We start from the raw sequence: 23,855 nt of genomic DNA, 5'->3' as shown, positions 1-23,855 counted from the left end.
CGGAGAACTTCCGCTTCTTCGCCGACCTGATCGTCGCCCAGGCCGACGACACGTTCAAGGTCCCGGGCCGGCAGATCAACTACGTCAACCGGAAGCCGATCGGCGTCGCGGGCCTCATCACACCGTGGAACACGCCGTTCATGCTCGAGTCGTGGAAGCTCGGCCCCGCCCTCGCGACGGGCAACACCGTCGTCCTCAAGCCCGCCGAGTTCACGCCGCTGTCGGCGTCGCTGTGGGCCGGGATCTTCGAGGAGGCAGGGCTCCCGCAGGGCGTGTTCAACCTCGTGCACGGCCTCGGCGAGGATGCCGGTGACGCGCTCGTGAAGCACCCCGATGTGCCGCTCATCTCCTTCACCGGCGAGAGCCGCACAGGGCAGACCATCTTCGGCAACGCGGCGCCGTACCTGAAGGGCCTGTCGATGGAGCTCGGCGGCAAGTCGCCGGCCATCGTGTTCGCCGACGCCGACCTCGACGCGGCCGTCGACGCCACGATCTTCGGCGTCTTCTCCCTCAACGGCGAGCGCTGCACCGCCGGCAGCCGCATCCTCGTCCAGCGCGGCGTGTACGACGACTTCGTCGAGCGCTACGGCGCGCAGGCACGCCGCGTGAAGGTCGGCTACCCGCACGACCCGGCCACCGAGGTCGGCGCGCTCGTGCACCCCGAGCACTTCGAGAAGGTCATGGGCTACGTCGAGATCGGCAAGACCGAGGGCCGGCTCATCGCGGGTGGCGGCCAGCCGGAGGGCTTCGAGTTCGGCAACTTCGTCGCCCCCACCGCATTCGCCGACGTCTCCCCGGACGCCCGGATCTTCCAGGAGGAGATCTTCGGCCCGGTCGTCGCGATCACACCGTTCGACACCGACGAAGAGGCCCTCGCCCTCGCGAACAACACGAAGTACGGTCTCGCCGCCTACGTCTGGACCAACGACCTCACCCGCGCGCACAACTTCGCTCAGGGCATCGAGGCCGGCATGGTGTGGCTCAACTCCAACAACGTGCGCGATCTGCGCACGCCCTTCGGCGGCGTGAAGGCCTCCGGACTCGGGCACGAGGGCGGCTACCGCTCGATCGACTTCTACACCGACCAGCAGGCCGTGCACATCACCCTCGGCGAGGTGCACAACCCGACCTTCGGCAAGCAGGCCGAACCGGCCGAGCCGGACCTCGACGATCCCGACCCCCGCTGAGACCCCTCCTCACCGACCCATCAGCACGATCACGACGCAAGGACGCTGACATGACCCACATCGATGACCGCACCCTCACCTCCTCGGGCTTCTACGTCTCGCAGGAGGCGCCGATCCGCAGCGACAACCCCATCCCGACGCCGTCCGTGCCGGCGCCGGACATCCTCCGCTGCGCGTACATGGAGCTCGTCGTCACCGACCTCGCGGTCTCCCGCGCGTTCTACGTCGACGTGCTGGGGCTGCACGTGACCGAGGAGGATGCGGACGCCGTCTACCTCCGCTCGACGGAGGAGTTCATCCACCACAACCTCGTGCTGCGGGCGGGTCCCGTCGCCGCCGTCGCCGCGTTCTCCTACCGCGTGCGCACACCCGAGGACCTCGACAAGGCCGTCGCGTTCTACACCGAACTCGGCTGCCGCGTCGAGCGCAGCCCGAACGGCTTCACGAAGGGCATCGGCGACTCCGTGCGCGTCGAGGACCCGCTGGGCTTCCCGTACGAGTTCTTCTTCCAGACCGAGCACGTCGAGCGCCTCTCCTGGCGCTACGACCTGCACTCGCCGGGCGAGCTCGTGCGCCTGGACCACTTCAACCAGGTGACCCCCGACGTGCCCCGCGCCGTCAACTTCATGCAGAGCCTCGGCTTCCGCGTGACGGAGGACATCCAGGACGAGAGCGGCACCGTCTACGCCGCATGGATGCGCCGCAAGCCCACCGTGCACGACACCGCCATGACCGGCGGCGACGGCCCGCGCATGCACCACGTCGCTTTCGCGACCCACGAGAAGCACAACATCCTCGCCATCTGCGACAAGCTCGGCGCCCTCCGCATGTCGGACCGGATCGAACGCGGCCCCGGCCGGCACGGCGTCTCCAACGCGTTCTACCTCTACCTCCGCGACCCCGACGGGCACCGCGTGGAGATCTACACGCAGGACTACTACACGGGCGACCCCGACAACCCGGTCGTCACGTGGGACGTGCACGACAACCAGCGCCGCGACTGGTGGGGCACCCCCGTCGTGCCGTCCTGGTACACGGAGGCCTCGCTCGTCCTCGACCTCGACGGCAACCCGAAGGAGGTCATCGCCCGCACCGACGCGTCCGAGATGGCCGTCACGATCGGCGCCGACGGGTTCTCCTACACCCGCCCCGACGAGGGCACGGCGTCGATGCCGGAGTGGAAGCAGGGCGAGTACAAGCTCGGCAACCAGCTCTGAGCCGGACCCGGCCCTAGCCTGAACACGACGAAGGAGGAACGGATGCTGGATGCGGCCACGATCGCGGCGATCGCCGACGAGCTCGCCGAAGCCGACCGCACACACGGCGTGATCCCGCGGATCACGGCGCGCTACCCGGATGCCACCGTCGAGGACTCGTACGCGATCCAGGGCGTCTGGCGCGACCGGATGATCGCGGATGGCCGCCGGCTCGTGGGTCGGAAGATCGGGCTCACCTCGAGGGCGATGCAGCAGGCGACGGGCATCACCGAGCCCGACTACGGCGTCATGTTCGACGACACGGTCTGGCAGAGCGGCGCCGTCATCCCGCACGACGCGTTCTCGAACGTGCGCATCGAGGTCGAGCTCGCGTTCGTCCTGAACGCGCCTCTCGAGGGGCCGGACTGCTCGCTCTTCGACGTGCTGCGGGCCACCGAATACGTCACCCCCGCGCTCGAGGTGCTGAACTCGCACATCGAGCTCGAGGGCCGGACGATCGTCGACACGATCAGCGACAACGCCGCGTACGGCGGGATGGTGCTCGGCGGCATCCCGATGCGGCCCGACCAGATCGACCTCCGCTGGGTGTCGGCGCTGCTCTACCGCAACGAGACCATCGAGGAGACCGGTGTCGCGGCGGGCGTGCTCAACCATCCCGCCACCGGCGTCGCATGGCTCGCGAACAAGGTGCATCAGCACGGCGACCGGCTCGAGGCCGGGGAGATCATCCTCGCCGGCTCGTTCACGCGGCCCATGTGGGTCTCGCCGGGCGACAGCGTGCTGTGCGACTACGGACCGATGGGAACCATCACATGCAGCTTCCGATGACCTTCCGCGACGCGCTCGCCACGGCATCCCGTCCGCTCGCGGGAGTCTGGGCGTGCTCCGGCTCGCCCCTCGTCGCCGAGATCCTCGCGGGCGCCGGGATGGACTGGATGCTCATCGACATGGAGCACTCGCCGAACTCGCTCGAGTCAACGCTCGCGCAGCTGCAGGCCGTCGCCGCCTACGACACGACCCCCGTCGTGCGCGTGCCGTTCGGCGAGACCGTGACCATCAAACAGGTCCTCGATCTCGGCGCCCAGAACCTCCTCGTGCCGATGGTCTCCTCGGCCGCCGAAGCCGAGGACGTAGTCGCGGCCGTCCGGTACCCGCCGCGCGGTCGCCGCGGCGTCGGGTCGGCCCTCGCGCGCTCGGCGCGGTGGAACCGCGTCGAGGACTACCTGCCGAACGCCGACGCGCTCGTGTCGCTGTTCGTGCAGGTCGAGACCGCGGCGGCCGTCGAGGCCGCGGGTGAGATCGCCGCGGTGGACGGCGTCGACGGCGTGTTCGTCGGGCCCTCCGACCTCGCCGCCTCGATGGGGTTCCTCGGGCAGCAGTCGCATCCGGAGGTGACGGCGGCCGTCATCCGCACGTTCGACGCCGTCCGCGCGGCGGGCAAGCCGGTCGGCGTCAACGCCTTCGACCCGGCCGTCGCCCAGGGCTACCTCGATGCCGGCGCCTCCTTCGTCCTCGTCGGGGCCGACGTCGCCCTGCTGGCCCGGGGGTCCGAGGCGCTCGCGGCGCGGTGGGTCGGGCCCGGGGAGACCGACGACCGCGCGTCGTACTGAACCTCGCATCTTCTGGACGACACATCCTCTGGACACGGCTTCTGGACGACACCGCTTCTGGACGACACGGCGCCGTGACCCGCGCGACGCATCCGTCTGTCAGGCTGGGTCGATGAAGAGGGATGTCTCCAGCCGCATAGTCGTGAACGTCACCGAGCCCGCCGACCTGGTGTTCGCCATCGCGGTGAGCAGCCTGTACCGCGCGACGGAGTCGTTCACCGCGACGCTCGACGGCGTGCCGGTCGACGTCGCCGAACTGCCCGACGCGCACGGCGGGCGCCTCCACCGGATCCGCAGCGCTGCGGGCGAACTGATCGTGGCCTACACGGCCTCGATCGACGGCGCCGCGGCGCCGCTCGAGTCGGGCGAGACCGAGCTGCTGATCTACCGTCGCCCGAGCCGGTATGCCGAGTCCGACTCCCTGGCCCCCACCGCGAACGCGGAGTTCAGCGCGGCCCCGGACGCCGCATCCCTCCTCACCTCGGTCGCCGCATGGGTCGGCACGCAGCTCGCCTACGTCTCCGGGTCGTCGCTGCCGACGGACGGCGCGATCCGCACGCTGCTGAACCGCCAGGGCGTGTGCCGGGATTACGCGCATCTGTGCGTCGCGCTGCTGCGGGCCTCCGGCATCCCCGCGCGGGTGGTCGCCGTGTACGCCCCCGGACTGTCGCCGATGGACTTCCACGCCGTCGCGGAAGGGTGGGTCGACGGCGCGTGGCGCGCCGTCGACGCCACGACGCTCGCACCGCGGTCGACCCTCGTCCGGATCGCCACGGGCCGCGACGCCTCCGACACCGCTTTCCTCAACGTCCTCTCCGGACGCGCCGACCTCATCTCGATGCAGGTGGGCGCCGTCGCCGACGTCCTCCCGAACGACGACCTGACGCAGCTCGTCTCCGTCGCCTGAGGCCGGCCGCGCCGTCGGGCCGGTGGATCCCGGTGGCGGGCCATGCCACCCTGGTGTCATGAAGTCCTGGATCGTGCGGTTCGCCTCCCTCTACGTGTTCAACGTGCTCGTCCTGCTGGGGATCGGGCTCCTGCTCCCGTCGGTGCGCGTCGGCTGGGCGGCGCTCTGGGCCGCCGTCGTCCTGACCGCCGCGACCATCTGGCTGAAGCCCCTCATCACGAAGCTCTTCACCGGCTCGGCCGCGAAGTCGGCGGGGCAGCGGACGCGTGCCGGCGAGAAGTTCGTCCAGTACGGCATCGTCTTCGTCGTCGAGCTCATCGTCTGGGCGCTCGTCGTGTTCTTCTCCGGGGTGAGCGTCAGCGGCGTCTTCTGGGGCTGGCTGGTCCCGCCGCTGCTCTTGCTCCTCTCGTGGATCGTCTACGACCTCGTCGACGACACGGTGGAAGCGCGCGCCGGCCGTCTCTACGACCGCGCGAACGCCGGCATCCGCGGTTCCCGGTCGACCGCACCGACCGCCCCGTCCCGCGAGGAGGCCATCGGGCGGGAGGAGCTGCGCGACGGCCTCACCCCGGAACAGCGGCGGATGCTGGACGATCTCGGCAAGAGCTGACCGGATGAAGTTGCTGTAACAAACCGTCGCGCGGCGACCCGCGCCGCTTCACGGGCGACCAAGATGGATGCAGGCGGTCGTCGCAGCACAGCACGCGCGGGGCCGCACCCGTCACTTCCCGGAGGCATCCATGTCGCGCACCGTCCTGCGTTCCGCCCTCGTCGCGTCCGTCGCGACCGTCGCTCTCCTCGTCTCCGGCTGCGCATCCGGCGCCGCCGAGCCCGCGGCATCCGACACTCCCGCGGCCGAAGAGGGCTACGTCACGCCCGGCAAGCTGACGATCGGGACCGGCGAGCCCGCGTACGAGCCGTACGTCATCGCGAACGAGCCGGAGTCAGGCGAGGGCTTCGAGTCGGCCGTCGCGTACGCCGTCGCCGAGGAGCTGGGCTTCGCGAAGGAGGACGTCGTGTGGGTGCGCACGACCTTCGAATCGGCGATCGCGCCGGGGCCGAAGGACTTCGACTTCAACATCCAGCAGTACACGATCACCGAGGAGCGCGAGCAGGCCGTCGACTTCTCCTCCCCGTACTACGAGGCCAGCCAGGCCATCGTCGCGATCAAGGGCGGCAAGGCGGACGACGTCACCGACATCGCCGGCGCGAAGGAGCTGCTGCTGGGCGCCATGGCGGGCTCGACGAGTGCGACGACGGTCGAGCAGGCCATCGCGCCGACGACGGCGCCGCTGCTCTTCAACAGCAACGAGGACGCCCGCGCCGCACTCGAGGCCGACCAGATCGACGGCCTCGTCCTCGACCTGCCGACCGCGTACGTCGCCGCCAACTTCTACATCGAGGACGCATTCCTCGTGGGCGAGCTCCCCGCGGCCGGCGTGCCCGATCAGTGGGGCCTCCTCCTCGCCAACGAGTCGCCCCTCACGGAGCGCGTGACCGCGGCCGTCGACGCCCTGCGCGAGGACGGCACGCTCGACGCCCTGAAGGAAGAGTGGCTCTCGGTGCTCAGTGCAGGCGCCACCCAGCTGCAGTGACCCGGTCCGGTAGCGTCGTGTCGTGACCGACCCGTCCTTCCGGCCGAGCGAACTGGAGCTCGAGCGCCGCGCGTACCGCGCGCGACGCTCGCGGCAGTCGGTGCTCGTCGGGATCGCCTCGACGATCGCGTTCGCGGGCATCGTCTGGATCACGGTCGTCAACACGCCCGGCTGGGCGCAGGTGCAGCAGCGCTTCTTCGACCCGGCGACGTTCGCGTCCTCGCTGCCGCGCGTGTGGGACGGGTTCCTGTTGAACCTGCAGGTCCTCGGCTACTCCGTCGTGACGGTGTCGATCGTCGCCCTGCTGATCGCGCTGCTGCGCACGCTCCGGGGCCCCGTCTTCTTCCCGCTCCGCGCCCTCGCGGCCGCGTACACCGACATCTTCCGCGGCATCCCGCTCATCATCGTCCTGTACCTCATCGGCCTCGGCGTGCCGGCGCTGCTGAACCAGCGCATCTCGGTCGTCCTGCTCGGGACGGTCGCGATCACGCTGACGTACTCGGCGTACGTCAGCGAGGTCATCCGCGCCGGCATCGAGGCGGTGCATCCCTCGCAGCGGCTCGCCGCGCGCGCTCTCGGGCTCGGGTACGCGCACACCCTGCGCCGCGTCGTGCTGCCGCAGGCCCTCCGGAAGATGACGCCGCCGCTCATGAACGACTTCGTCTCGATGCAGAAGGACGTCGGCCTCATCTCGATCCTGGGCGCCGTGGACGCGGTCCGCGCCGCCCAGATCGAGACCTCGCTGAGCTACAACTTCACGCCGTACGTCGTGGCCGCCGTCCTCTTCGTGCTGCTCGCGATCCCGACGATCCGCCTGGCGGACTGGTACACCGCGCGCCTGCGCGAGCGTGAGCAGATGGGATCGATCGTATGAGCGCCGTGCTGCGCGCGGACGGGCTGTGGAAGGCGTTCGGCGAGAAGCAGGTCCTGCGCGGCATCGATCTGACCCTCGACCGCCACGAGGTCGTCGCCCTCATCGGCGCGAGCGGGTCGGGCAAGTCGACGCTGCTGCGCTGCCTCAATCTCCTGGAGCCGATCGACGACGGGCAGATCTTCCTCGGCGACGAGGACATCTCCGACCCGCGCGTCGACGCCAATCGCGTCCGCGCCCGCTTCGGGGCCGTGTTCCAGAGCTACAACCTGTTCCCGCACCTGTCCGTGCTCGACAACGTGACGCTCTCCTCGCGCATCGTGCATCGGATGCCGCGGCGCGAGGCCGAGGAGCGCGCCATGGCGCTGCTGGAGCGCATCGGCCTCGCCGACAAGGCCAAAGAGCACCCCGACCGGCTCTCCGGCGGGCAGCAGCAGCGCGCCGCGATCGTCCGCGCGATCGCGACCGACCCCGAGGTCCTGCTCCTCGACGAGATCACGTCGGCGCTGGACCCGGAGCTCGTCGGCGAAGTGCTCGAGCTCGTGCGGCAGCTCGCCGAGGACGGCGCCACGATCCTCATGGCCACGCACGAGATGGCGTTCGCGCGCGACGTCGCGCACCGCGTGGTGTTCCTCGACGCCGGCACGATCATCGAGCAGGGACCGCCCTCGCAGCTGTTCGGGGCCGCGCGCGAAGCGCGCACCCGCGAGTTCCTCGCGCGTTTCACGGCCTGAGCTCGCCGGCCCGCGCCGACCCGCGCCGACCCGGTCCGGCATCCTTCCCCCGCGCGATCCCGCGTCCTATCCGCGCCGCGCACGACTGGCTACCATGGGGGCCACCCGAAGCAAGGGAGAGCGCCGTGGGCAAGGTGGTCCTGTACGGCTCGGTGTCGGTGGACGGTTTCATCGCGGATGAGAACGACATGCCGGGGCCGCTGTTCGACTGGCTGACCAGCGGCGACGTCCCGTTGGACGGGAGCGGCGTGCTGCAGGTGTCGCAGACGTCCTACGACTACATCCGGCCGTACTGGGACCAGATCGGCGCGACGATCGCGGGCCGCCACGTCTTCGACATCACCGACGGCTGGGACGGGGAGCCGCCGGCCGGGGTCGACCATGTCATCGTCGTGACGCATCGACCCCCGCCCGGGGGCTGGGGCGCAAAGGCGCCCTTCCACTTCGTCGACGGAATCGAGGCCGCCGTCGCCGCGGCGCAGGAGCTCGCGGGCGACCGGATCGTCGAGGTCGCCGCGGGCGACGTCGGCGGCCAGGCGCTGGCGGCAGGCCTCGTCGACGAGGTCCGGATGGATGTCGCCCCCGTCGTGTTCGGGTCCGGCAAGCGCTACTTCGGTTCGCTCGACGCGCAGCACCTCCTGGAGGACCCAGACGTGGTGATCCAGGGCAGTCGGGTGCTGCACCTTCTGTACCGCGTGCACCGCTGACCCGCCTCGCCCCCTCTGATCACCGCGCCGCGGCGCGGCGCGTGGCGGGGTCAGGCGAGCTGGCGCTCGGCGGCCTCGATCACATTGGTCATGAGCAGCGCGACGGTCATCGGACCCACGCCGCCGGGGTTCGGCGAGACGTACCCGGCGACCTCGACCACATCGGGGTGCACGTCGCCGTAGACCGTGCTCTTACCGGTCTCGGGATCGGTCTCGCGCGTCACTCCGACGTCGAGCACGGCGGCGCCGGGCTTCACATGCTCGGCGCGGACGATGTGCTTGACACCCGCGGCCGCGACGATGACATCGGCCAGACGGAGGTGCTGCGCGAGGTCCACGGTGCCCGTGTGCGTGAGCGTCACGGTCGCGTTGATCTCGCGGCGCGTCAGGAGCAGCCCGATCGAGCGACCGATCGTGACACCGCGGCCCACGACCACGACGTGCTTGCCCTTGAGGTCGTAGTCGTTGCGCAGCAGCAGGTCGATGACACCCCGCGGCGTGCACGGCAGCGGGGTCGTGATCGGCGCGTTGACGTTGAGCACGAGCCGCCCGAGGTTCGTCGGGTGCAGGCCGTCGGCATCCTTCGCCGGGTCGATGCGCTCGAGGACGGCGTCGGTGTCGAGGTGCTTCGGCAGCGGCAGCTGCACGATGTACCCGTGGCAGGTCGGGTCGGCGTTGAGCTCGTCGATCAGCGCCTCGACCTCGGCCTGCGTCGCATCGGCGGGCAGCTCGCGCTGGATCGAGTTCATCCCGATCGCCTCGGACTGGCGATGCTTCATCCCGACGTACAGCTGGGATGCCGGGTCGGCCCCGACCAGCACCGTCGCGATGCCGGGCGTGATGCCGCGCGCCTTCAGCGCCGCGACCCGCTCCGCGAGCTCGGCCTTGATCTCCGCCGCGGCGGCCTTGCCGTCGAGTCGGAGCGCCGTCACTGCTGCAGGCCCGGGTAGAGCGGGAAGGCCTCGGTGAGCACGGCGACGCGGGCGCGCAGCGCCTCGACGTCGGCGCCGGGCTGCAGTGCGAGGGCGATGACGTCGGCCACCTCGGTGAACTCGGCGTCGCCGAACCCGCGCGTCGCGAGAGCGGGCGTGCCGATGCGGAGACCCGAGGTCACCATCGGGGGCCGCGGGTCGTTCGGGACCGCGTTGCGGTTCACGGTGATGCGGATCTCGTGCAGCAGGTCCTCGGCCTGCTTGCCGTCGACCGCCGCGTCCCGCAGGTCCACGAGGACGAGGTGCACGTCGGTGCCGCCGGAGCGCACCGCGATGCCGGCATCCTTCACGTCCTGCTGCGTCAGTCGCTCGGCGAGGATCGCGGCGCCACGCAGGACGCGCTCCTGCCGCTCCACGAACTCCGGCGTGGCCGCGAGCTTGAACGCCGTCGCCTTGGCGGCGATGACGTGCATGAGCGGGCCGCCCTGCTGACCAGGGAAGACGGCGGAGTTGATCTTCTTCGCGATCTCCGGGTCGTTGCTCAGGATGAAGCCGGAGCGCGGGCCGCCGATCGTCTTGTGCACCGTGGAGGAGACGACGTGGGCGTGCGGCACGGGCGACGGGTGCAGGCCCGCCGCGACGAGCCCGGCGAAGTGCGCCATGTCGACCCACAGCAGAGCGCCGACCTCATCGGCGATCGCGCGGAACGCGGCGAAGTCGAGCTGGCGGGGGTACGCCGACCAGCCGGCGATGATGACCTTCGGCTTGTGCTCGATGGCGAGGCGGCGGACCTCGTCCATGTCGATGATGGAGGTCTCGGGGTCCACGCCGTAGGCGACGATGTTGTACAGCCGACCCGAGAAGTTGATCTTCATGCCGTGCGTGAGGTGGCCGCCCTGGTCGAGGGACAGGCCGAGCAGGGTGTCGCCGGGCCGCGCGATGGCGTGCAGGACGGCCGCGTTCGCGGACGCACCGGAGTGCGGCTGGACGTTGGCGAACTCCGCGCCGAAGAGGTCCTTCGCGCGCTGGATGGCGAGCTCCTCCGCGACGTCCACCTCTTCGCAGCCGCCGTAGTAGCGGCGGCCGGGGTAGCCCTCGGCGTACTTGTTCGTGAGCACCGAGCCCTGCGACTGCAGGACCGAGACGGGCACGAAGTTCTCGGAGGCGATCATCTCGAGGAAGCCGCGCTGGCGGGCGAGCTCGCGCTCGAGCACCTGCGCGATCTCGGGGTCGACCTCGGACAGCGGGGCGTTGAAAACGGAATCGGTCATGGCGATCTCCTGGGACGGCGGCGGATGGAATCTCGCATCGGCCCAGGCGTGCGGTCGAATGCCGTATCGGTCGCTCCCCGGTGGTGGCCCACCTCAACGCCAGTCGCGACTGTCCGAGCATAACGGATGCGGCGCTGATAGGCTGGCTCCGTCGATTTGTTAGGACTCCTAACTTGCGCCGCTCCGCGCAGAATGGGGACACCGTGTCCGAGCCCGCCGTCGTCCCCGCCCCGCGCCTGCTGCAGGCCGGGTCGTCCGCGCCGTTCGCCGTGACGGCGGATGTCGCCGTCTCCGGGCCGGCGGATGCCGTCCGGACGCTGCGGGACGCCGTCCGGAGCCGCACCGGACTCGACCTCCCCGCCTCCCCCGACGGCGCCGCCGTGACGCTTGCGATCGAACCGGGAAGCCCCGAGTCCTACGTGCTCGACGTCGATGCGGCATCCGTCCGCCTCCTCGCCGCCGACGACGCGGGGCTCTTCTACGGCGTGCACACGCTCGTCCAGCTCCTCGCGCAGGACGAGACCGGCTGGGTCGTCCCGGACGTGCACCTCGAGGACGCCCCGCGGTTCGCGTACCGCGGCGTGATGCTCGACGTCGCGCGGCACTTCCACGGACTCGACACCGTGACGGCGTACATCGAGCGCGCGGCGGCCCTCAAGTTCAACGTGCTGCACCTGCATCTGAGCGACGACCAGGGCTGGCGCATCGAGGTGCCCTCACGGCCGCTGCTCACCGCACGGGCATCAGGGTCGGCGGTCGGCGGCGACGGCGGCGGGTTCTTCACGCGCGACGACTACCGCGCCATCGTGGCGCACGCCGCCGCGCACCACATGACGGTCGTCCCGGAGATCGACGTCCCGGGCCACACCCATGCGGTGAGTCTCGCGTACCCCGAGGTCTGCGCTCCGCCGGCGATCTCGGACCACCTTCGCGACGAGGCGCGGCAGCGGGGCGAAGCACTGCCGATCGCCGGCATCGCGTACGAGGGCATCGCCGTCGGGTTCTCCTCGCTGCGCATCGATGACGAGGACACCGATCGCTTCCTCGCCGACGTCATCGGCGACGTCGCCGAGATCACGCCCGGCCCCTACGTGCACATCGGGGGCGACGAGGCCCACGGCACGCCGCCGGCCGATTTCGCGCGGTTCATGGAGCGGGCCACCCGCCTGGTCGCCAGCCTCGGTAGGACGCCGATCGCGTGGCACGAGGCGGGGGCCGCGGCGGGTCTCGCGCCCGGCTCGATCGGCCAGTACTGGGGGTTCCGGACCCCGACCGACGGCATGGACGAGAAGGCGCGGGCCTTCGTCCGCGGCGGCGGGCAGCTGATCCTCTCCCCCGCCGACGCCGTCTATCTCGACATGAAGCCCGACGCGGACTTCGCGCTGGGGCTCACCTGGGCGAACGGCCCCACGACCCTGCGCCGCTCCTACGACTGGGACCCCGCCGCGGTGATCGACGGCGTCGGCGACGAGGAGATCCACGGTGTCGAGGCGCCGCTGTGGACCGAGACGGCGCGCGACCTCGCCGACATCGACGCGCTCGCCTTCCCCCGCATCGCCGCAGCCGCGGAAGCCGCATGGTCCCCGGCCCTCGGCTCCGACGCGCGCCGCACCTGGGACTCGTTCCGCGAACGCGTCGCGCAGCTCGCCCCCCTCTGGACGCGCCGGGGCATCGGCTTCACCCCGCTCGCCGAGGTCGATTGGACGCGCGAATGACGACGATCCTGCACGGCGCCCGCCTCATCGACGGCGGGATGGTGACGGATGACGCCTGGGTCGCCTTCACCGACGGCGTCGTGGCGCAGACGGGCGTCGGCGACACGTGGCGGGAGCTTCCCGCCGGGGACGTCGTGGATGCCGGCGGCTCCTACCTCGCCCCCGGGTTCGTCGACATCCACGGACACGGCGCGGGCGGCGCCTCCTTCGACGACGGTCCCGCCGCGATCGCGACCGCCCGGGCGGTGCACCGCGCGCACGGCACGACCCGGGCCGTCCTCTCCCTCGTGACGGCGTCCGTCGACGACCTCGCCGCCCGCGCCGCGATGGTCGCCGACCTCGCCGAACGGGATGCAACGATCCTCGGCTCGCACCTCGAGGGCCCGTTCCTGAGCGCCCTGCACAAGGGCGCACATACGGCCGACCTGCTCCGCGACCCCGACCCCGCCTCGCTCGACCGGCTCGTCGACGCGGGCCGCGGGACGATCCGCCAGATGACGCTCGCGCCGGAGCTGCCCGGCGGCATCGATGCCGTCGCGCGCCTCGTCGCGGCGGGTGTCGTCGTCGCCGTCGGCCACACCGACGCCACGGCCGAGCAGGCCGCCGCCGCCTTCGACGCGGGCGCGACCCTCCTCACGCACGCCTTCAACACGATGCGCGGCATCCATCACCGGGCGCCGGGGCCGGTGGTCGCCGCGATGCGCGACGAGCGGGTGACCCTCGAGCTCATCGCGGACGGCGTGCACGTGCATCCCGACGTCGTCACGCTCGCGTTCGCCGGTGCGCCCGGCCGCATCGCGCTCGTGACCGACGCGATGGCGGCGACCGGCTCCGCCGACGGGCGGTACGAGCTCGGCGGTCTCGCCGTCACGGTCTCGGGCGGCGTCGCCCGTCTGGACACGAACGGTGCGATCGCGGGGTCGACGCTCACGCAGGATGCCGCCCTCCGCCTCGCCGTCCGCTGCGGCGTCAGCCTGCCGGGCGCCGTCGCCGCCGTCTCGGCGGTCCCGGCGCGCGCGCTCGGACTCGGCCGCCGGTTCGGGTCGCTGCGCGTCGGGATGGAAGCCGACGCCGTGCTCCTCGACGATGCCCTGTCCGTCACCGGGGTGTGGGTGAGCGGCGCCCGCGTCTCCGCGTGAGCGGAGCCCTCGGCGCGCGGCGGATAGACTGAGGGCATGGCCGAACTGCCCCCCGTGCGCCCCGAAAAGCCGGCCGAACCGCTCGCTCCCGGCACCCGTCCGGCGCTCTCCGCCGTCGACATCGTCTCCTACCTGTGCGCGCTGTTCGCCGTCGGAACCCTCGCGGTCTGGGGCTTCACCGCCTGGGATGCGCCCTGGAACATCCTGGTGGGGGTCGGCGCGCCGGCCATCGCGATCCTGCTGTGGGCGCTGTTCGTCTCGCCGCGTGCCGTCATCCCGGTGCACCCGTTCGTGCGGGCACTCGTCGAACTGCTGATCTACGCCGCCGCGACCATCGTCTGGTGGAGCGCTGGCCAGGCCCTCATCGGGCTCGCGTTCGGTGTCGTCGCCGTCACCGCCGGCCTCGTCGCGGGACGCCGCCGGCTCGCATGACCGCATCCGAGGTCGTCGCCCAGCTGCGCGCCGAACTCGGCGAGCGGGTCGACGTCTCGGTCGCTGCGCTCGAGGACGCCCGCAGCGACAAGTCCGGGCACGCCTCTGCGGGACCGCCCCTCGCCGTCGTCCACGCGGCATCCGTCGCCGACGTGCAGGCGACACTGCGGATCGCGCACCGCACGGGCACGCCCGTCGTCACGCGCGGCGCGGGAACGGGACTCGCCGGCGCCGCGAACGCCGGACCCGGCGAGATCGCGCTGTCGGTTCGCGCGATGGACCGCATCCTGGAGGTGCGGCCGGACGATCTCCTCGCCGTCGTCGAGCCGGGGATCCTCAACGCCGACCTCAACGACGCCCTCGCCGCCGACGGCCTCTGGTGGGCGCCCGACCCGGCGAGCCGGGCGATCTCGACGGTGGGCGGCAACATCGCGACCGGCGCCGGAGGCCTCCTGTGCGCGAAGTACGGGGTGGTGCGCGACGCGGTCCTCGGTGTCGATCTGGCGCTGGCCGACGGGCGGCTGCTGACGCTCGGGCATCGGTCGGTCAAGGGCGTGACGGGCCTCGACCTGACGTCGCTGGTGATCGGGTCGGAGGGCACGCTCGGCGTGATCGTCGGCGCGACGCTCAAGCTGCGCCGTCTCGTCCCGGGGCACCGCCGCACGATCACGGCGACCTTCCCCGATGTCCGCGCCGCCGCGGTGGGCGCCGCCGCCGTGACGGCATCCGGTGTGCAGCCCGCGATCATGGAGCTGATGGATTCCGCGTCGCTCGGTGCGGCGCATGCGCTGCTGGGCCTGCCCGCACCGACGCCGGGCGCCGCGCAGCTGACGATCCAGACCGACGGACCCGCGGCGATCGACGAGGCCGAGTCGATCGCGGGGACGCTCGGCGGTCTCGGCGCCGACGTGCGCCTCGCCGCCGACGACGCCGAGGCGGAGCAGCTCCTCACCGTGCGGCGCTCGATGCATCCGGCGATGGAGAGCCTCGGCACGGCCCTCATCGAGGACGTGGCCGTGCCGCGCAGCCGCCTGCCGGAGATGTTCGACGAGATCGCGCGCGTCGAACGGGAGTACGGCCTGCGGATCCCGACGGTCTGCCACGCCGGCGACGGCAACCTGCATCCGAACTTCATCTTCCAGGGCTCCGAGGTGCCGCCGGAGATCTGGGCGGCGGCGGACGACCTCTTCCGCGCGGCGCTGCGCCTCGGCGGCACCCTCACCGGCGAGCACGGCATCGGCGTGCTCAAGCGCCGCTGGCTCGCCGACGAGCTCGGCGAGGACCAGTGGGAGCTGCAGCGCCAAGTCACCCGCGTCTTCGACCCGACCGGCATCCTCAACCCCGGCAAGGTCTTCACCCCTTGATCCGCGGGCGGCGCTCACCCGGCGCGGCGAAACGCGAGCCCCGCGGAGCGGGCTCCCGCCCATTCAGACGCGCCGAATGGCGGGTTCCCACGGCCCGCACCCGCACTTCGGCGCGGCCGAAGTCCGACGCTGGGATTCATCCGTGCCACAGTGCGGGTGCCGCGCTGCCACCCGCCTTGTGGCGCGAGTGAGGAGCTCCCCACGTGGAGCGCTGCGTGCTCGCCCACCCCCGCGGCGGGATTCATCCGCGCCGAAGGGTGGGTCCCCGGGGCCCGCACCCGCACGTCGGCGCGAGTGAAGCCGCGAGCGGCAGGCTCAGAGGCCCTGCCAGGCCGGCTTGTTCGCGAACGCGTAGCGGTAGTAGTCGGCGTGGGCGAGCTCGGCGGCCGCTGCCTCGTCCACGACGACCGTGACGCGCTCGTGCAGCTGGATCGCCGAGCCCGGCAGCGACGAGGTCACCGGACCCTCCACGGCCCCCGCGACGGCGTGCGCCTTGCGCGCACCGAACGCCACCAGGAAGAGGTGCCGAGCGCTGAGGATCGTGCCGAGACCCTGCGTGATGCAGTGCATCGGCACGTCGTCGACCGAGTCGAAGAACCGCGCGTTGTCGCGCCGGGTCTGCTCGATCAGGGTCTTCACCCGGGTGCGCGAGGCAAAGGACGATCCCGGCTCGTTGAAGCCGATGTGCCCCGAGGTGCCGATGCCGAGGATCTGGAGATCGATGCCGCCGGCCGCCGCGATCGCGCGCTCGTAGTCCTCGCCCGCGTGTTCGATGGTCTTCAGCGCGCCGTTCGGCGTCTGGATGCGGGTCGGATCCAGACCCAGGGGCTCGACGACCTGCCGCGTGATGACCGAGCGGTAGCTCTCCGGATGCTGCGGATCGATGCCGACGTACTCGTCCAGGGCGAAGCCGCGCACGCGCGACACGTCGATGCCCTCCAGGCGCGACCGCAGTGCGGTGTACACGGGTTCCGGCGTCGACCCGGTCGCCAGGCCGAGCACGGCGTCGGGGCGCCGGGCGATGAGCGCCGCGATCTCCGCGGCGACGAGCGCGCCGGCATCCGCGGCCGACGGGACGATGACGACTTCAGCCATGGGCGACGGCCTCCTGTTCGACGGGGACGGCGTCGGACCCGATGAGCGCGGCGCCGAGGGCCGCGGCGGGCGACCCCGCGGGCAGCAGCTCGACGCGATCGGCGAGCGCCAGCGAGCGCACGAAAGCGGATGCCACGGCACCGGCCTCCAACTCTGCGACCACGAGGCTCAGCATACGATCGCCCAGCGCCGACACGCCTCCGCCCAGCACGACGGCGTCGACGTCGACGGTGAGGACGAGGAGGCGGACGGCGGCGGCGACCCCGAACGCGAGCCCGTCGCGCAGCACGGTCGCCTCCGCGTCGCCGGCGTCGGCGGCGTCGAACACGTCGCGCACCGGCAGGGCTCCGCCGCGGCCCCAGCGCGCGGCGATCGCGCCGCCGCCGGCGAAGACCTCGATGCACCCGTGCTGGCCGCACCGGCACAGCGGGCCCGCGGGGTCGATCGAGATGTGACCCACTTCGCCGGCCGTGCCGCGCGCGCCGCGCCACAGCACGCCGCCCCGGACGAACCCGGCCGCGACACCCGTGCCGAGGTTGAGGTAGGCGACCGTCCCGTCGCCCCCGTGCAGCGCATACGCGCCGCGCGCTGCGGCCTTGACGTCGTTCTCGACCCGCACCGGCACGCCGAAGACCGGCGCGACGGCCGCCGCGAGATCCAGCCGCTCGACGCCGAGGTTCACGGCGTGCGTCACGAGCGTGCCACCGGCGATCTGGCCGGGCGTCCCGATCCCGATCGAGGCGGCGGAGGACGGGTCGACACCGGCCGCGTCGGCGAGCTCCCGCACGGCATCCACGATCGTCCGCGTGACGGCATCCGGACCCCAGCCCGTCGCACGGCGCACGCGCGCGACGATCGCGCCGTCCGGCGCGACGGCCACCGCGTCGGTCTTGGATCCGCCGACGTCCAACCCGAAGCGCATCAGCCCTTCACCGCTCCCGAGACGAGGCCGCCCGTCATCCGCCCCTGCACGATGAGGAAGAAGATCATGACCGGCAGGGCGATCATCGTGGACCCGGCCATGACGGCGCCCCAGTTGACCCCGCCGCCGACCGACGAGGATTGGAACGCGTTGAGCCACGGCATCAGGGTGAGGTTGTAGCCGCTCATGAGCAGCAGCGCCATCGTGAACTCGTTCCATGCCTGGATGAAGGCGAAGATGCCGGTGGAGACCAGGCCCGGGGCGAGCAGCGGGAAGGTGACCTTCCAGAACGCCTGCGCCTTCGTGCAGCCGTCGATCATCGCGGCTTCCTCGAGGTCGGCCGGGACGCCGGCGACGAAGCCGCGGAGCGTCCAGATCGTGAACGGGATGACGGATGCCGTGTAGACGATGCCGAGACCCAGCACCGTGTTCATGAGCTGCCAGTCGTCGATCATCCCGTAGATCGTGAACATCATCGCCTCGCCCGGGATCATCTGGACGATGAGCACGGAGACGATGAACCCGCGCCGGCCGCGGAAGTGGAACCGGGCGACGGCGACGGAGGCCAGGAAGGCGAACAGCAGCGTGACGACGAGCACGCCGGCGGTCACCGTGAGCGTCGTGCCGAGGGCGTGCGGGAAGTCGGTCTGCCCGGGCGCGGCCTCGCGGTTCCACGCCGTGAGGAAGTTCGCGACGGTGAAGTCGGCGGGGAAGAAGCTCGGCGACCGGCTGATGATCTTCGCGTTCGGCGTGAAGGCGAGGTTGACCATCCAGTAGACGGGGAAGACGGAGCAGGCGAACACCACGATCGCCGCCGCGTTCAGCATCCAGCGGGAGGCGGCCTTGCGTCCGGCCGGCCGCCGTGGCGCGATGCGCGGCGCCCGCACGCGGGCGTCCACGACCTCGTCGACACCGACGGTGCCGAGCTGCGTGACGGGCGTGACCTGCGTGCTCACAGCTCCTCCTCCTTCAGCGTCGTGCGGACATAGCCCCAGGAGAGGATCAGCAGCAGGATCACCATGAAGACGCCGATCGCGGCCGTCTCGCCGAACTCGCCGACGCCCTGCCGGAAGAGGTAGGTGCCGAGCACGTTGGTCTCCGCCGCGATCCCGCCCCGGCTCTGCAGCGCGTACACCTGCGTGAAGATCCGCAGGTTCCAGATGATCTGCAGCACCAGCACGACGGTCAGGATGCTGCGCAGGTACGGGAAGACGATGAGCCGGAACCGGCTCCACCCCGTCGCGCCGTCCAGCGAGCTCGCCTCGAGGACTTCGGTCGGCACCTGGCCGAGCCCCGCGAACGTCGTGAACGCGACGAACGGGATGCCCTGCCACACCACGATGATCGTGAGGACGAGCGCGAAGGACAGCGGATCGAGGAGCCACGAGTGGTTCGACCACTCCCCCGACCCGGTGATCGTGTTGAGCAGCCAGTTGACGACCCCGTACTCGGTGTCGAAGATCCACCCCCAGACGACGGTCGCCGTGAGGGGCGGCATCGCCCAGGCGAGCAGCAGACCCACCGACACGAGAAGGCGCCACGGCCGCGTGAGCCGCGTCATCAGCAGGGCGACGAGCACACCGATGACGACGATGAGTGCGGTGAGGACCACCATGAGCCCGAGGCTGCGGGCCAGGACCGCCGGGAAGTCGGACTGCGTGAAGAGCGCGACGTAGTTGTCGAAGCCGACGAAGTTCGGTGCCGTGCCCTGCACCTTGTTCTTGACGGTGTAATCCGTGAACGACTGGATCACCATCAGCACGGCGGGATAGCCGACCATCACGCCGAGGATGACGAGGGCCGGGGCCAGCAGCGTCCATGCGCTGCGCGCCTCCCGGCGGCGCCTGGTCGTCTCCCGCGGCGTCGGGGGCTGCACGCGGCGTGCCGCCCCGCCTCGTGTCGTGATCGCGGTCATTCTCATCTCCTTCGACGCACGCGGGGGTCCCGGCCCGGAGCCGGGCGGAACCCCCGCGCGATGCCGCTACTTGTTGAGGATGGCCTCGATCGCGGTGTCCAGCTCGGTCGCGATCTCGGTGACGTCGCCGCCCTGCGCGATCTTCACGAGCGCGTCGGGGATCAGCTGCGCCGCCTCGACCTCGCCCCACTGGGGGCTTGCCGGCGTGCCCTTCGAGTTCGCGAGCGCCGCGGCCTGCGCCTGTGCGGACGCGGTGTCCGGCAGCGCCGAGGCCGCGTCGAGCAGGCCCGGGATGAGGCTCTGCGCCGCGAGCAGCTCCTGGTAGCCGGCGGAGAGCATGATCTTCAGGGCGGCCTTGGCCTTGCCCTGCGCGTCGCTCTTGTACGCGACGGCGACGTTGGAGCCGCCGGCGAAGATCGGCGCGGGCTCGCCCGCGGTCGCTCCCGGCAACGGCATGGCGCCGAGGTCCTTCGCGAACGTGTCGGGGCAGCCCTCGGAGGTCTCCTCGCCCTCGACCTCCCACGGCCAGGAGCCGTTGAGGTTGCCCTCGGCCCAGGCGGGTGTGGAGAGGAAGCCGACCTCACCGGCGCAGAAGGCGATGTTCGCCGCCTTCTCGTTGCCGTCCACCGGGGCGTTGGTCGCGTTCTCGTACACGTCCTGCAGCATCTCCAGACCCTCGATGCTCTCCGAGCTGGACAGCTGCGCGTCCCATGTCTCCCCGTCCTGCACGGCGATCTCGCCGCCGGCCGACCAGATGTAGGGCAGGGCGTTGTACCAGTCCTTGCCGGGGGCGTAGATGCCGGAGACCGTGGCGGTCGTGAGCTCCTTGCCCTTCTCCACGTACTCCTCGAGCGTCTCGGGGAGGGCGTCGCCGACGATCTGCGGCGTGTAGAAGACGACGCGTCCGCCCGCGTAGTAGGGGGCAGCGTAGAGCGTCCCGTCCAGCGTGCCGGCGTCCACGAGACCGGCGACCATCTCGCCGAGATCGCCCTCGATGTCGCTCAGGTCGGCGAACAGGCCGGCGTCGGCGAAGCCGAGGGCCTGCGTGTTGCCCACCTCGACGACGTCCGGGGCGCTGTTGGACGACAGGGCGGCGGTGTACGTGTTGGACACGTCCTCCCAGGTCTTCTGCTCGATAGTGAGGGTCCAGCCCTCGTTCTCGTCCTCGAACGTCTCCTTGAGGTAGTCGCGCGCCGTCTGCGGCGTGTCCGCTCCGACGAGCCATACGGTGAGGTCACCGGTGGCCGCGTCCGACTGCTCCGGAGCGGCCGTGCCGCTCGCTGCGCAGCCGGCGAGCACGACAGCCGAAGCGCCGAGAAGCGCAAGGGCTCCGAGCTTGGTGTTCATGGTGTCTTCCTTCTGTTCACGGTGGGATGCTCCGGGCGGGCGGCCGAGAGCGGTGGCGTCAGGACACCCCTAGCTGTCCGGACAGGACCATGACGGCGGCGCCGCGCAGGACGATGTCCTCGCCTTGCTCCGTCATCCGCACCTGGACGCCGTCGTGGAACTCGGCGAGCGTCCGGGTGCGCAACGTCTCGACGGTCGCCTGCGCGAGTGGTCCGTCGAGAAGATCTGTGGGGCCGGAGAGCACGATCTCCGACAGGTCGAGGGCTCCCACGATGGGGGCGAGGGCGATGCCGAGGCGCTCGCCGGCATCCCGGAGGACTTCGGCGCGATCGACGCCGGAGTCGCGGAGCCGCGCCGTGAGCGACGGGGCGGACAGCCACGCCTCGAGGCATCCGATCTTGCCGCATACGCACACGGGGCCCCCATCGGTGCCGACCGTGACGTGCCCGATCTCCCCGGCGGCGAAGCGGCTGCCGCGCATCGGCTGTCCGCCGGCGAGGAGGGCGGAGCCCACACCACGGCCGACCTTCACGAGCATGACGTCATCGCCGGCCCCGCCGAACGTGTACTCGGCGAGCACCGCCGCGTTGGCGTCGTTGGCGACGAGCACCGGGAGCGCGAGCGCCGCGGTCAGGATGCCTTCGAGGTCGACGCCGACCCAGCCGAAGTTGGGCGCCGCGAGCACCACGCCGTGGTCGTCCACGACACCGGGCGTCCCGACGCCGATGCCCAGCACCGGCGCGTGCGCGTCGGCGACGAGGTCGTGGGCGAGCGCCGTCACGACGTCGATGAGATCGGCGGGGTCCGCCGGGATCGCAGCCTCGTGCCGCGCGACGATCTCGCCGTCCAGCGTCAGCACCGCGCCGAGGAAGGTATCGGTGCCGGACAGGTCCAGACCGATGATGCGGTGGCCCTCCCGGTCCAGGTCGACGAGGATGGCGGGCTTGCCGGGGCCGGTGACCTCGCGCATTCCGCGCTCGGCGACATAGCCGTCGGCGATCAGCTCGGCCACGAGGTCGGAGATCGTGACGCGGGTGAGCCCGGTCTCGCGGGAGAGGTCCGCGCGGCTCATGGCACCCTGATGGAACAGGTTCTGCAGCACGAGCGAGCGGTTGTGCGCACGGGCGTGCTCCGGGAGGACCTTGGCCCCCTGCCGCAGCGTCTTGCCGCCCCCGAACGAACGGTGGGCGACGGTCATCGTCTCGTTCGTGCTTCGCTGCATGTTTGTTAGTAGAGCTTACGAACTATTGTCGCGCAAGACTCCGGCGCTAATTTGTGAGGCGTGTTTACAAAGTCGTTACATTCGCCCCGGACGGTGCACCGGCCGGATTTGTGTCCGAAGCGTGATGTGAGGTAGGCGGAACCGGTCGCGTACCATGGGGACGACGCGAAACGCGCGGAATGACGGGGTGTCACGTGACTGACGTAGCCACGAAGAACGGGGCGGAGGACTCTCCGTCGACGTCTGAGACGACGACTGTGCTGCCCGCCGTCGACTGGGCACCCGTCCAGACGCCGCCCGCCGCGCAGTGGGCGCCCGCCGAACCCGCGCCCCGCAAGCGTCGCCTGGGCCTGTGGATCGGCATCCCGGCGGGTCTCGTCCTGGCCGGTGCCGTCGCCGCCTCGCTCGTCCTCATCGCCCCGGGCACGGCCGTCGCCGGCGTCCCGGTCGGCTTCCTCACGCCCGGCGCCGCGACCGACGCCATCCAGAGCCGTCTCGCAGAGACGACCGTCACCCTCGGCGACGGCGGTCCGACGATCACCGGCGCCGACCTCGGCGCACAGATCGACGCGACCGACGCCGCCGCGACGGCGTTCGGCGAGCGCCCGATGTGGAACGTCACGCAGTGGTTCGGCGATGCCTACGAGGTGCCCGTCACCGTCGATGCCGCTGCCGCGACCGCGGCGCTGCGCGGGGCGGCACCCGAGCTCTTCACCGACCCGGTGGGGGCGACCGTCTCCTTCGACGGCACGACGTACGCCGTGACACCCGCCGTCCCGGGCGAGGGAGTCGATGTGGAGACCATCCGCGTCGCCCTCGAGCAGGCGTTCCTCTCCGGCGAGTCCGCCGTCACCGTCAGCCCGCAGCCTGCTGTCCTCGATGCCGCGGCGACCACCGAGATCGCGCAGGGCACTGCCGACTCGCTCAACGCCATGCTGAAGAAGATCGGGTTCTACGTCGGCGAGGAGCGCACCGTGCCCGTGCCGGCCGCGACCGCGGCCGACTGGCTCACCGTCGAGGCGGATGAGACCGGCGCCTTCTCGATCACCGCGGATCCCGCGAAGATCCAGACGGTCGTCGACACGCTCAAGCGCAAGGTCGATCAGAAGCCCGCCAATGCGACCGTGCTCGTCAACTCCGCCGGCACGCTCCTGCGGACCAGCGTCGCGGGGCAGGACGGCCGGATCCTCGGAGACACCTCCGGCGTCGCCAACGCGTTCGCCGAGCAGCTCTCCGGCGGCGACGGCGTGTACACGCTCCCCGTCGAGGTCTCGGCGCACAAGACCACGGAGATCGTGCGCCTCCTCGAGGTGGACCTCAGCAAGCAGCGCCTGTACCTCAAGGAGAACGGGGCGGTCGTCGAGAGCTGGCCGATCTCCAGCGGCCTGGACGTCTCCCCGACCCACCAGGGCCGCTACATGGTCAACTGGCACGTCCGCTCGCAGACGATGACCGCCAGCGACCCGGACAACCCGTACTGGAACTACGAGGTCGAGAACGTCGAATGGGTCATGTACTACAACGGCGACCAGGCGTTCCACGGCGTGTACTGGCACAACAACTTCGGCAACCAGATGAGCCACGGCTGCGTCGGAATGCCGAACTGGCGCGCCGAGCAGATCTACAACTGGGCGCCGGACGGCGTCGACGTGTGGATCCACGCCTGACCTTCG

At 71.2% G+C, this 23,855-nt stretch carries 23 protein-coding genes and 1 riboswitch; of the genes, 15 read left to right on the top strand and 8 right to left on the bottom strand.

Annotated features, from left to right (window positions below; genetic code table 11):
- From QZL85_RS11360 to QZL85_RS11315, 10 genes are all read left to right on the top strand, one after another.
- The coding region (locus tag QZL85_RS11360; RefSeq protein WP_295576778.1) for an aldehyde dehydrogenase at positions 1 to 1,187 on the top strand (1,187 nt) is incomplete at its 5' end.
- 50 nt (positions 1,188 to 1,237) lie between these two features.
- Positions 1,238 to 2,404: a 3,4-dihydroxyphenylacetate 2,3-dioxygenase gene (gene hpaD / locus QZL85_RS11355; protein ID WP_295576777.1), complete on the top strand. Its 1,167-nt coding sequence runs from the start codon at positions 1,238 to 1,240 to the stop codon at positions 2,402 to 2,404.
- A 42-nt stretch (positions 2,405 to 2,446) separates the two neighbouring features.
- Positions 2,447 to 3,232 (top strand): 2-oxo-hept-4-ene-1,7-dioate hydratase, encoded by a 786-nt coding sequence (hpaH, locus tag QZL85_RS11350; RefSeq protein ID WP_295576775.1) that lies wholly within the window; start codon positions 2,447 to 2,449, stop codon positions 3,230 to 3,232.
- Complete coding sequence (locus tag QZL85_RS11345; protein WP_295576774.1) at positions 3,217 to 4,014, top strand: HpcH/HpaI aldolase/citrate lyase family protein; 798 nt, start codon at positions 3,217 to 3,219, stop codon at positions 4,012 to 4,014. The genes hpaH and QZL85_RS11345 overlap by 16 nt, the downstream gene beginning before the upstream one ends.
- A 112-nt stretch (positions 4,015 to 4,126) precedes the next feature.
- Complete coding sequence (locus QZL85_RS11340) at positions 4,127 to 4,921, top strand: transglutaminase family protein (protein ID WP_295576773.1); 795 nt, start codon at positions 4,127 to 4,129, stop codon at positions 4,919 to 4,921.
- Between the two features lie 58 nt (positions 4,922 to 4,979).
- On the top strand, positions 4,980 to 5,531 hold the full coding sequence (locus QZL85_RS11335) for a hypothetical protein (RefSeq protein ID WP_295576772.1): 552 nt from the start codon (positions 4,980 to 4,982) through the stop codon (positions 5,529 to 5,531).
- Positions 5,532 to 5,661: 130 nt separating this feature from the next.
- Complete coding sequence (locus QZL85_RS11330) at positions 5,662 to 6,516, top strand: ABC transporter substrate-binding protein (protein ID WP_295576771.1); 855 nt, start codon at positions 5,662 to 5,664, stop codon at positions 6,514 to 6,516.
- Between the two features lie 22 nt (positions 6,517 to 6,538).
- Positions 6,539 to 7,390, top strand: a complete 852-nt coding sequence (locus QZL85_RS11325) for an amino acid ABC transporter permease (RefSeq protein WP_295576770.1) — start codon at positions 6,539 to 6,541, stop codon at positions 7,388 to 7,390.
- Positions 7,387 to 8,121: an amino acid ABC transporter ATP-binding protein gene (locus QZL85_RS11320; protein WP_295576769.1), complete on the top strand. Its 735-nt coding sequence runs from the start codon at positions 7,387 to 7,389 to the stop codon at positions 8,119 to 8,121. Before QZL85_RS11325 ends, QZL85_RS11320 begins: the two co-directional genes overlap by 4 nt.
- A gap of 125 nt (positions 8,122 to 8,246) precedes the next feature.
- Positions 8,247 to 8,828 (top strand): dihydrofolate reductase family protein, encoded by a 582-nt coding sequence (locus QZL85_RS11315; RefSeq protein WP_295576768.1) that lies wholly within the window; start codon positions 8,247 to 8,249, stop codon positions 8,826 to 8,828.
- Positions 8,829 to 8,878: 50 nt separating this feature from the next.
- On the opposite strand, the gene QZL85_RS11310 is transcribed toward QZL85_RS11315, so the two are convergent.
- Positions 8,879 to 9,760, bottom strand: a complete 882-nt coding sequence (locus QZL85_RS11310; RefSeq protein WP_295576766.1) for a bifunctional methylenetetrahydrofolate dehydrogenase/methenyltetrahydrofolate cyclohydrolase — start codon at positions 9,758 to 9,760, stop codon at positions 8,879 to 8,881.
- On the bottom strand, positions 9,757 to 11,031 hold the full coding sequence (glyA, locus tag QZL85_RS11305) for a serine hydroxymethyltransferase (protein WP_295576765.1): 1,275 nt from the start codon (positions 11,029 to 11,031) through the stop codon (positions 9,757 to 9,759). Before glyA ends, QZL85_RS11310 begins: the two co-directional genes overlap by 4 nt.
- Before the next feature lie 33 nt (positions 11,032 to 11,064).
- Positions 11,065 to 11,148: riboswitch (ZMP/ZTP riboswitch) on the bottom strand.
- 86 nt (positions 11,149 to 11,234) lie between these two features.
- Between glyA and QZL85_RS11300 the strand changes: the two genes are divergently transcribed.
- Genes QZL85_RS11300 through QZL85_RS11285 form a run of 4 tightly spaced genes read left to right on the top strand, consistent with a single transcriptional unit; the run spans position 11,235 to position 15,681 of the window.
- Positions 11,235 to 12,746 (top strand): beta-N-acetylhexosaminidase, encoded by a 1,512-nt coding sequence (locus QZL85_RS11300; RefSeq protein ID WP_295576764.1) that lies wholly within the window; start codon positions 11,235 to 11,237, stop codon positions 12,744 to 12,746.
- Entirely contained in the window at positions 12,743 to 13,885 is a 1,143-nt protein-coding gene (gene nagA, locus QZL85_RS11295; protein WP_295576763.1) for an N-acetylglucosamine-6-phosphate deacetylase, read from the top strand. The genes QZL85_RS11300 and nagA overlap by 4 nt, the downstream gene beginning before the upstream one ends.
- 36 nt (positions 13,886 to 13,921) lie before the next feature.
- Complete coding sequence (locus QZL85_RS11290) at positions 13,922 to 14,317, top strand: YrdB family protein (RefSeq protein ID WP_295576761.1); 396 nt, start codon at positions 13,922 to 13,924, stop codon at positions 14,315 to 14,317.
- Positions 14,314 to 15,681, top strand: coding sequence for an FAD-binding oxidoreductase (locus QZL85_RS11285; protein WP_295576760.1), 1,368 nt, complete (start codon positions 14,314 to 14,316; stop codon positions 15,679 to 15,681). Before QZL85_RS11290 ends, QZL85_RS11285 begins: the two co-directional genes overlap by 4 nt.
- 315 nt (positions 15,682 to 15,996) lie before the next feature.
- Here QZL85_RS11285 and QZL85_RS11280 read toward each other — a convergent pair whose 3' ends face one another.
- From QZL85_RS11280 to QZL85_RS11255, 6 genes are all read right to left on the bottom strand, one after another.
- Positions 15,997 to 16,776: a glucosamine-6-phosphate deaminase gene (locus tag QZL85_RS11280; RefSeq protein ID WP_295576759.1), complete on the bottom strand. Its 780-nt coding sequence runs from the start codon at positions 16,774 to 16,776 to the stop codon at positions 15,997 to 15,999.
- Positions 16,769 to 17,698: an ROK family protein gene (locus QZL85_RS11275; RefSeq protein WP_295576758.1), complete on the bottom strand. Its 930-nt coding sequence runs from the start codon at positions 17,696 to 17,698 to the stop codon at positions 16,769 to 16,771. The genes QZL85_RS11280 and QZL85_RS11275 overlap by 8 nt, the downstream gene beginning before the upstream one ends.
- The gene (locus QZL85_RS11270) at positions 17,698 to 18,654 is read right to left on the bottom strand and encodes a carbohydrate ABC transporter permease (RefSeq protein ID WP_295576757.1); all 957 of its coding nucleotides are present in this window, start codon (positions 18,652 to 18,654) and stop codon (positions 17,698 to 17,700) included. The genes QZL85_RS11275 and QZL85_RS11270 overlap by 1 nt, the downstream gene beginning before the upstream one ends.
- The gene (locus QZL85_RS11265) at positions 18,651 to 19,613 is read right to left on the bottom strand and encodes a carbohydrate ABC transporter permease (protein ID WP_295576756.1); all 963 of its coding nucleotides are present in this window, start codon (positions 19,611 to 19,613) and stop codon (positions 18,651 to 18,653) included. The genes QZL85_RS11270 and QZL85_RS11265 overlap by 4 nt, the downstream gene beginning before the upstream one ends.
- Before the next feature lie 66 nt (positions 19,614 to 19,679).
- A complete protein-coding gene (locus QZL85_RS11260) occupies positions 19,680 to 20,960 on the bottom strand; it encodes an extracellular solute-binding protein (RefSeq protein ID WP_295576754.1) in 1,281 nt (426 codons plus the stop codon).
- A gap of 58 nt (positions 20,961 to 21,018) precedes the next feature.
- A complete protein-coding gene (locus QZL85_RS11255; RefSeq protein ID WP_295576787.1) occupies positions 21,019 to 22,158 on the bottom strand; it encodes an ROK family transcriptional regulator in 1,140 nt (379 codons plus the stop codon).
- A gap of 218 nt (positions 22,159 to 22,376) precedes the next feature.
- Between QZL85_RS11255 and QZL85_RS11250 the strand changes: the two genes are divergently transcribed.
- A complete protein-coding gene (locus QZL85_RS11250; RefSeq protein ID WP_295576753.1) occupies positions 22,377 to 23,849 on the top strand; it encodes a L,D-transpeptidase family protein in 1,473 nt (490 codons plus the stop codon).
- Positions 23,850 to 23,855: the final 6 nt, after the last annotated feature.

It is taken from the genome of uncultured Microbacterium sp. (genome assembly GCF_900078385.1).
Classification (GTDB): Bacteria; Actinomycetota; Actinomycetes; order Actinomycetales; family Microbacteriaceae; genus Microbacterium.
This window is presented reverse-complemented; position numbering and strand designations above follow the sequence as displayed.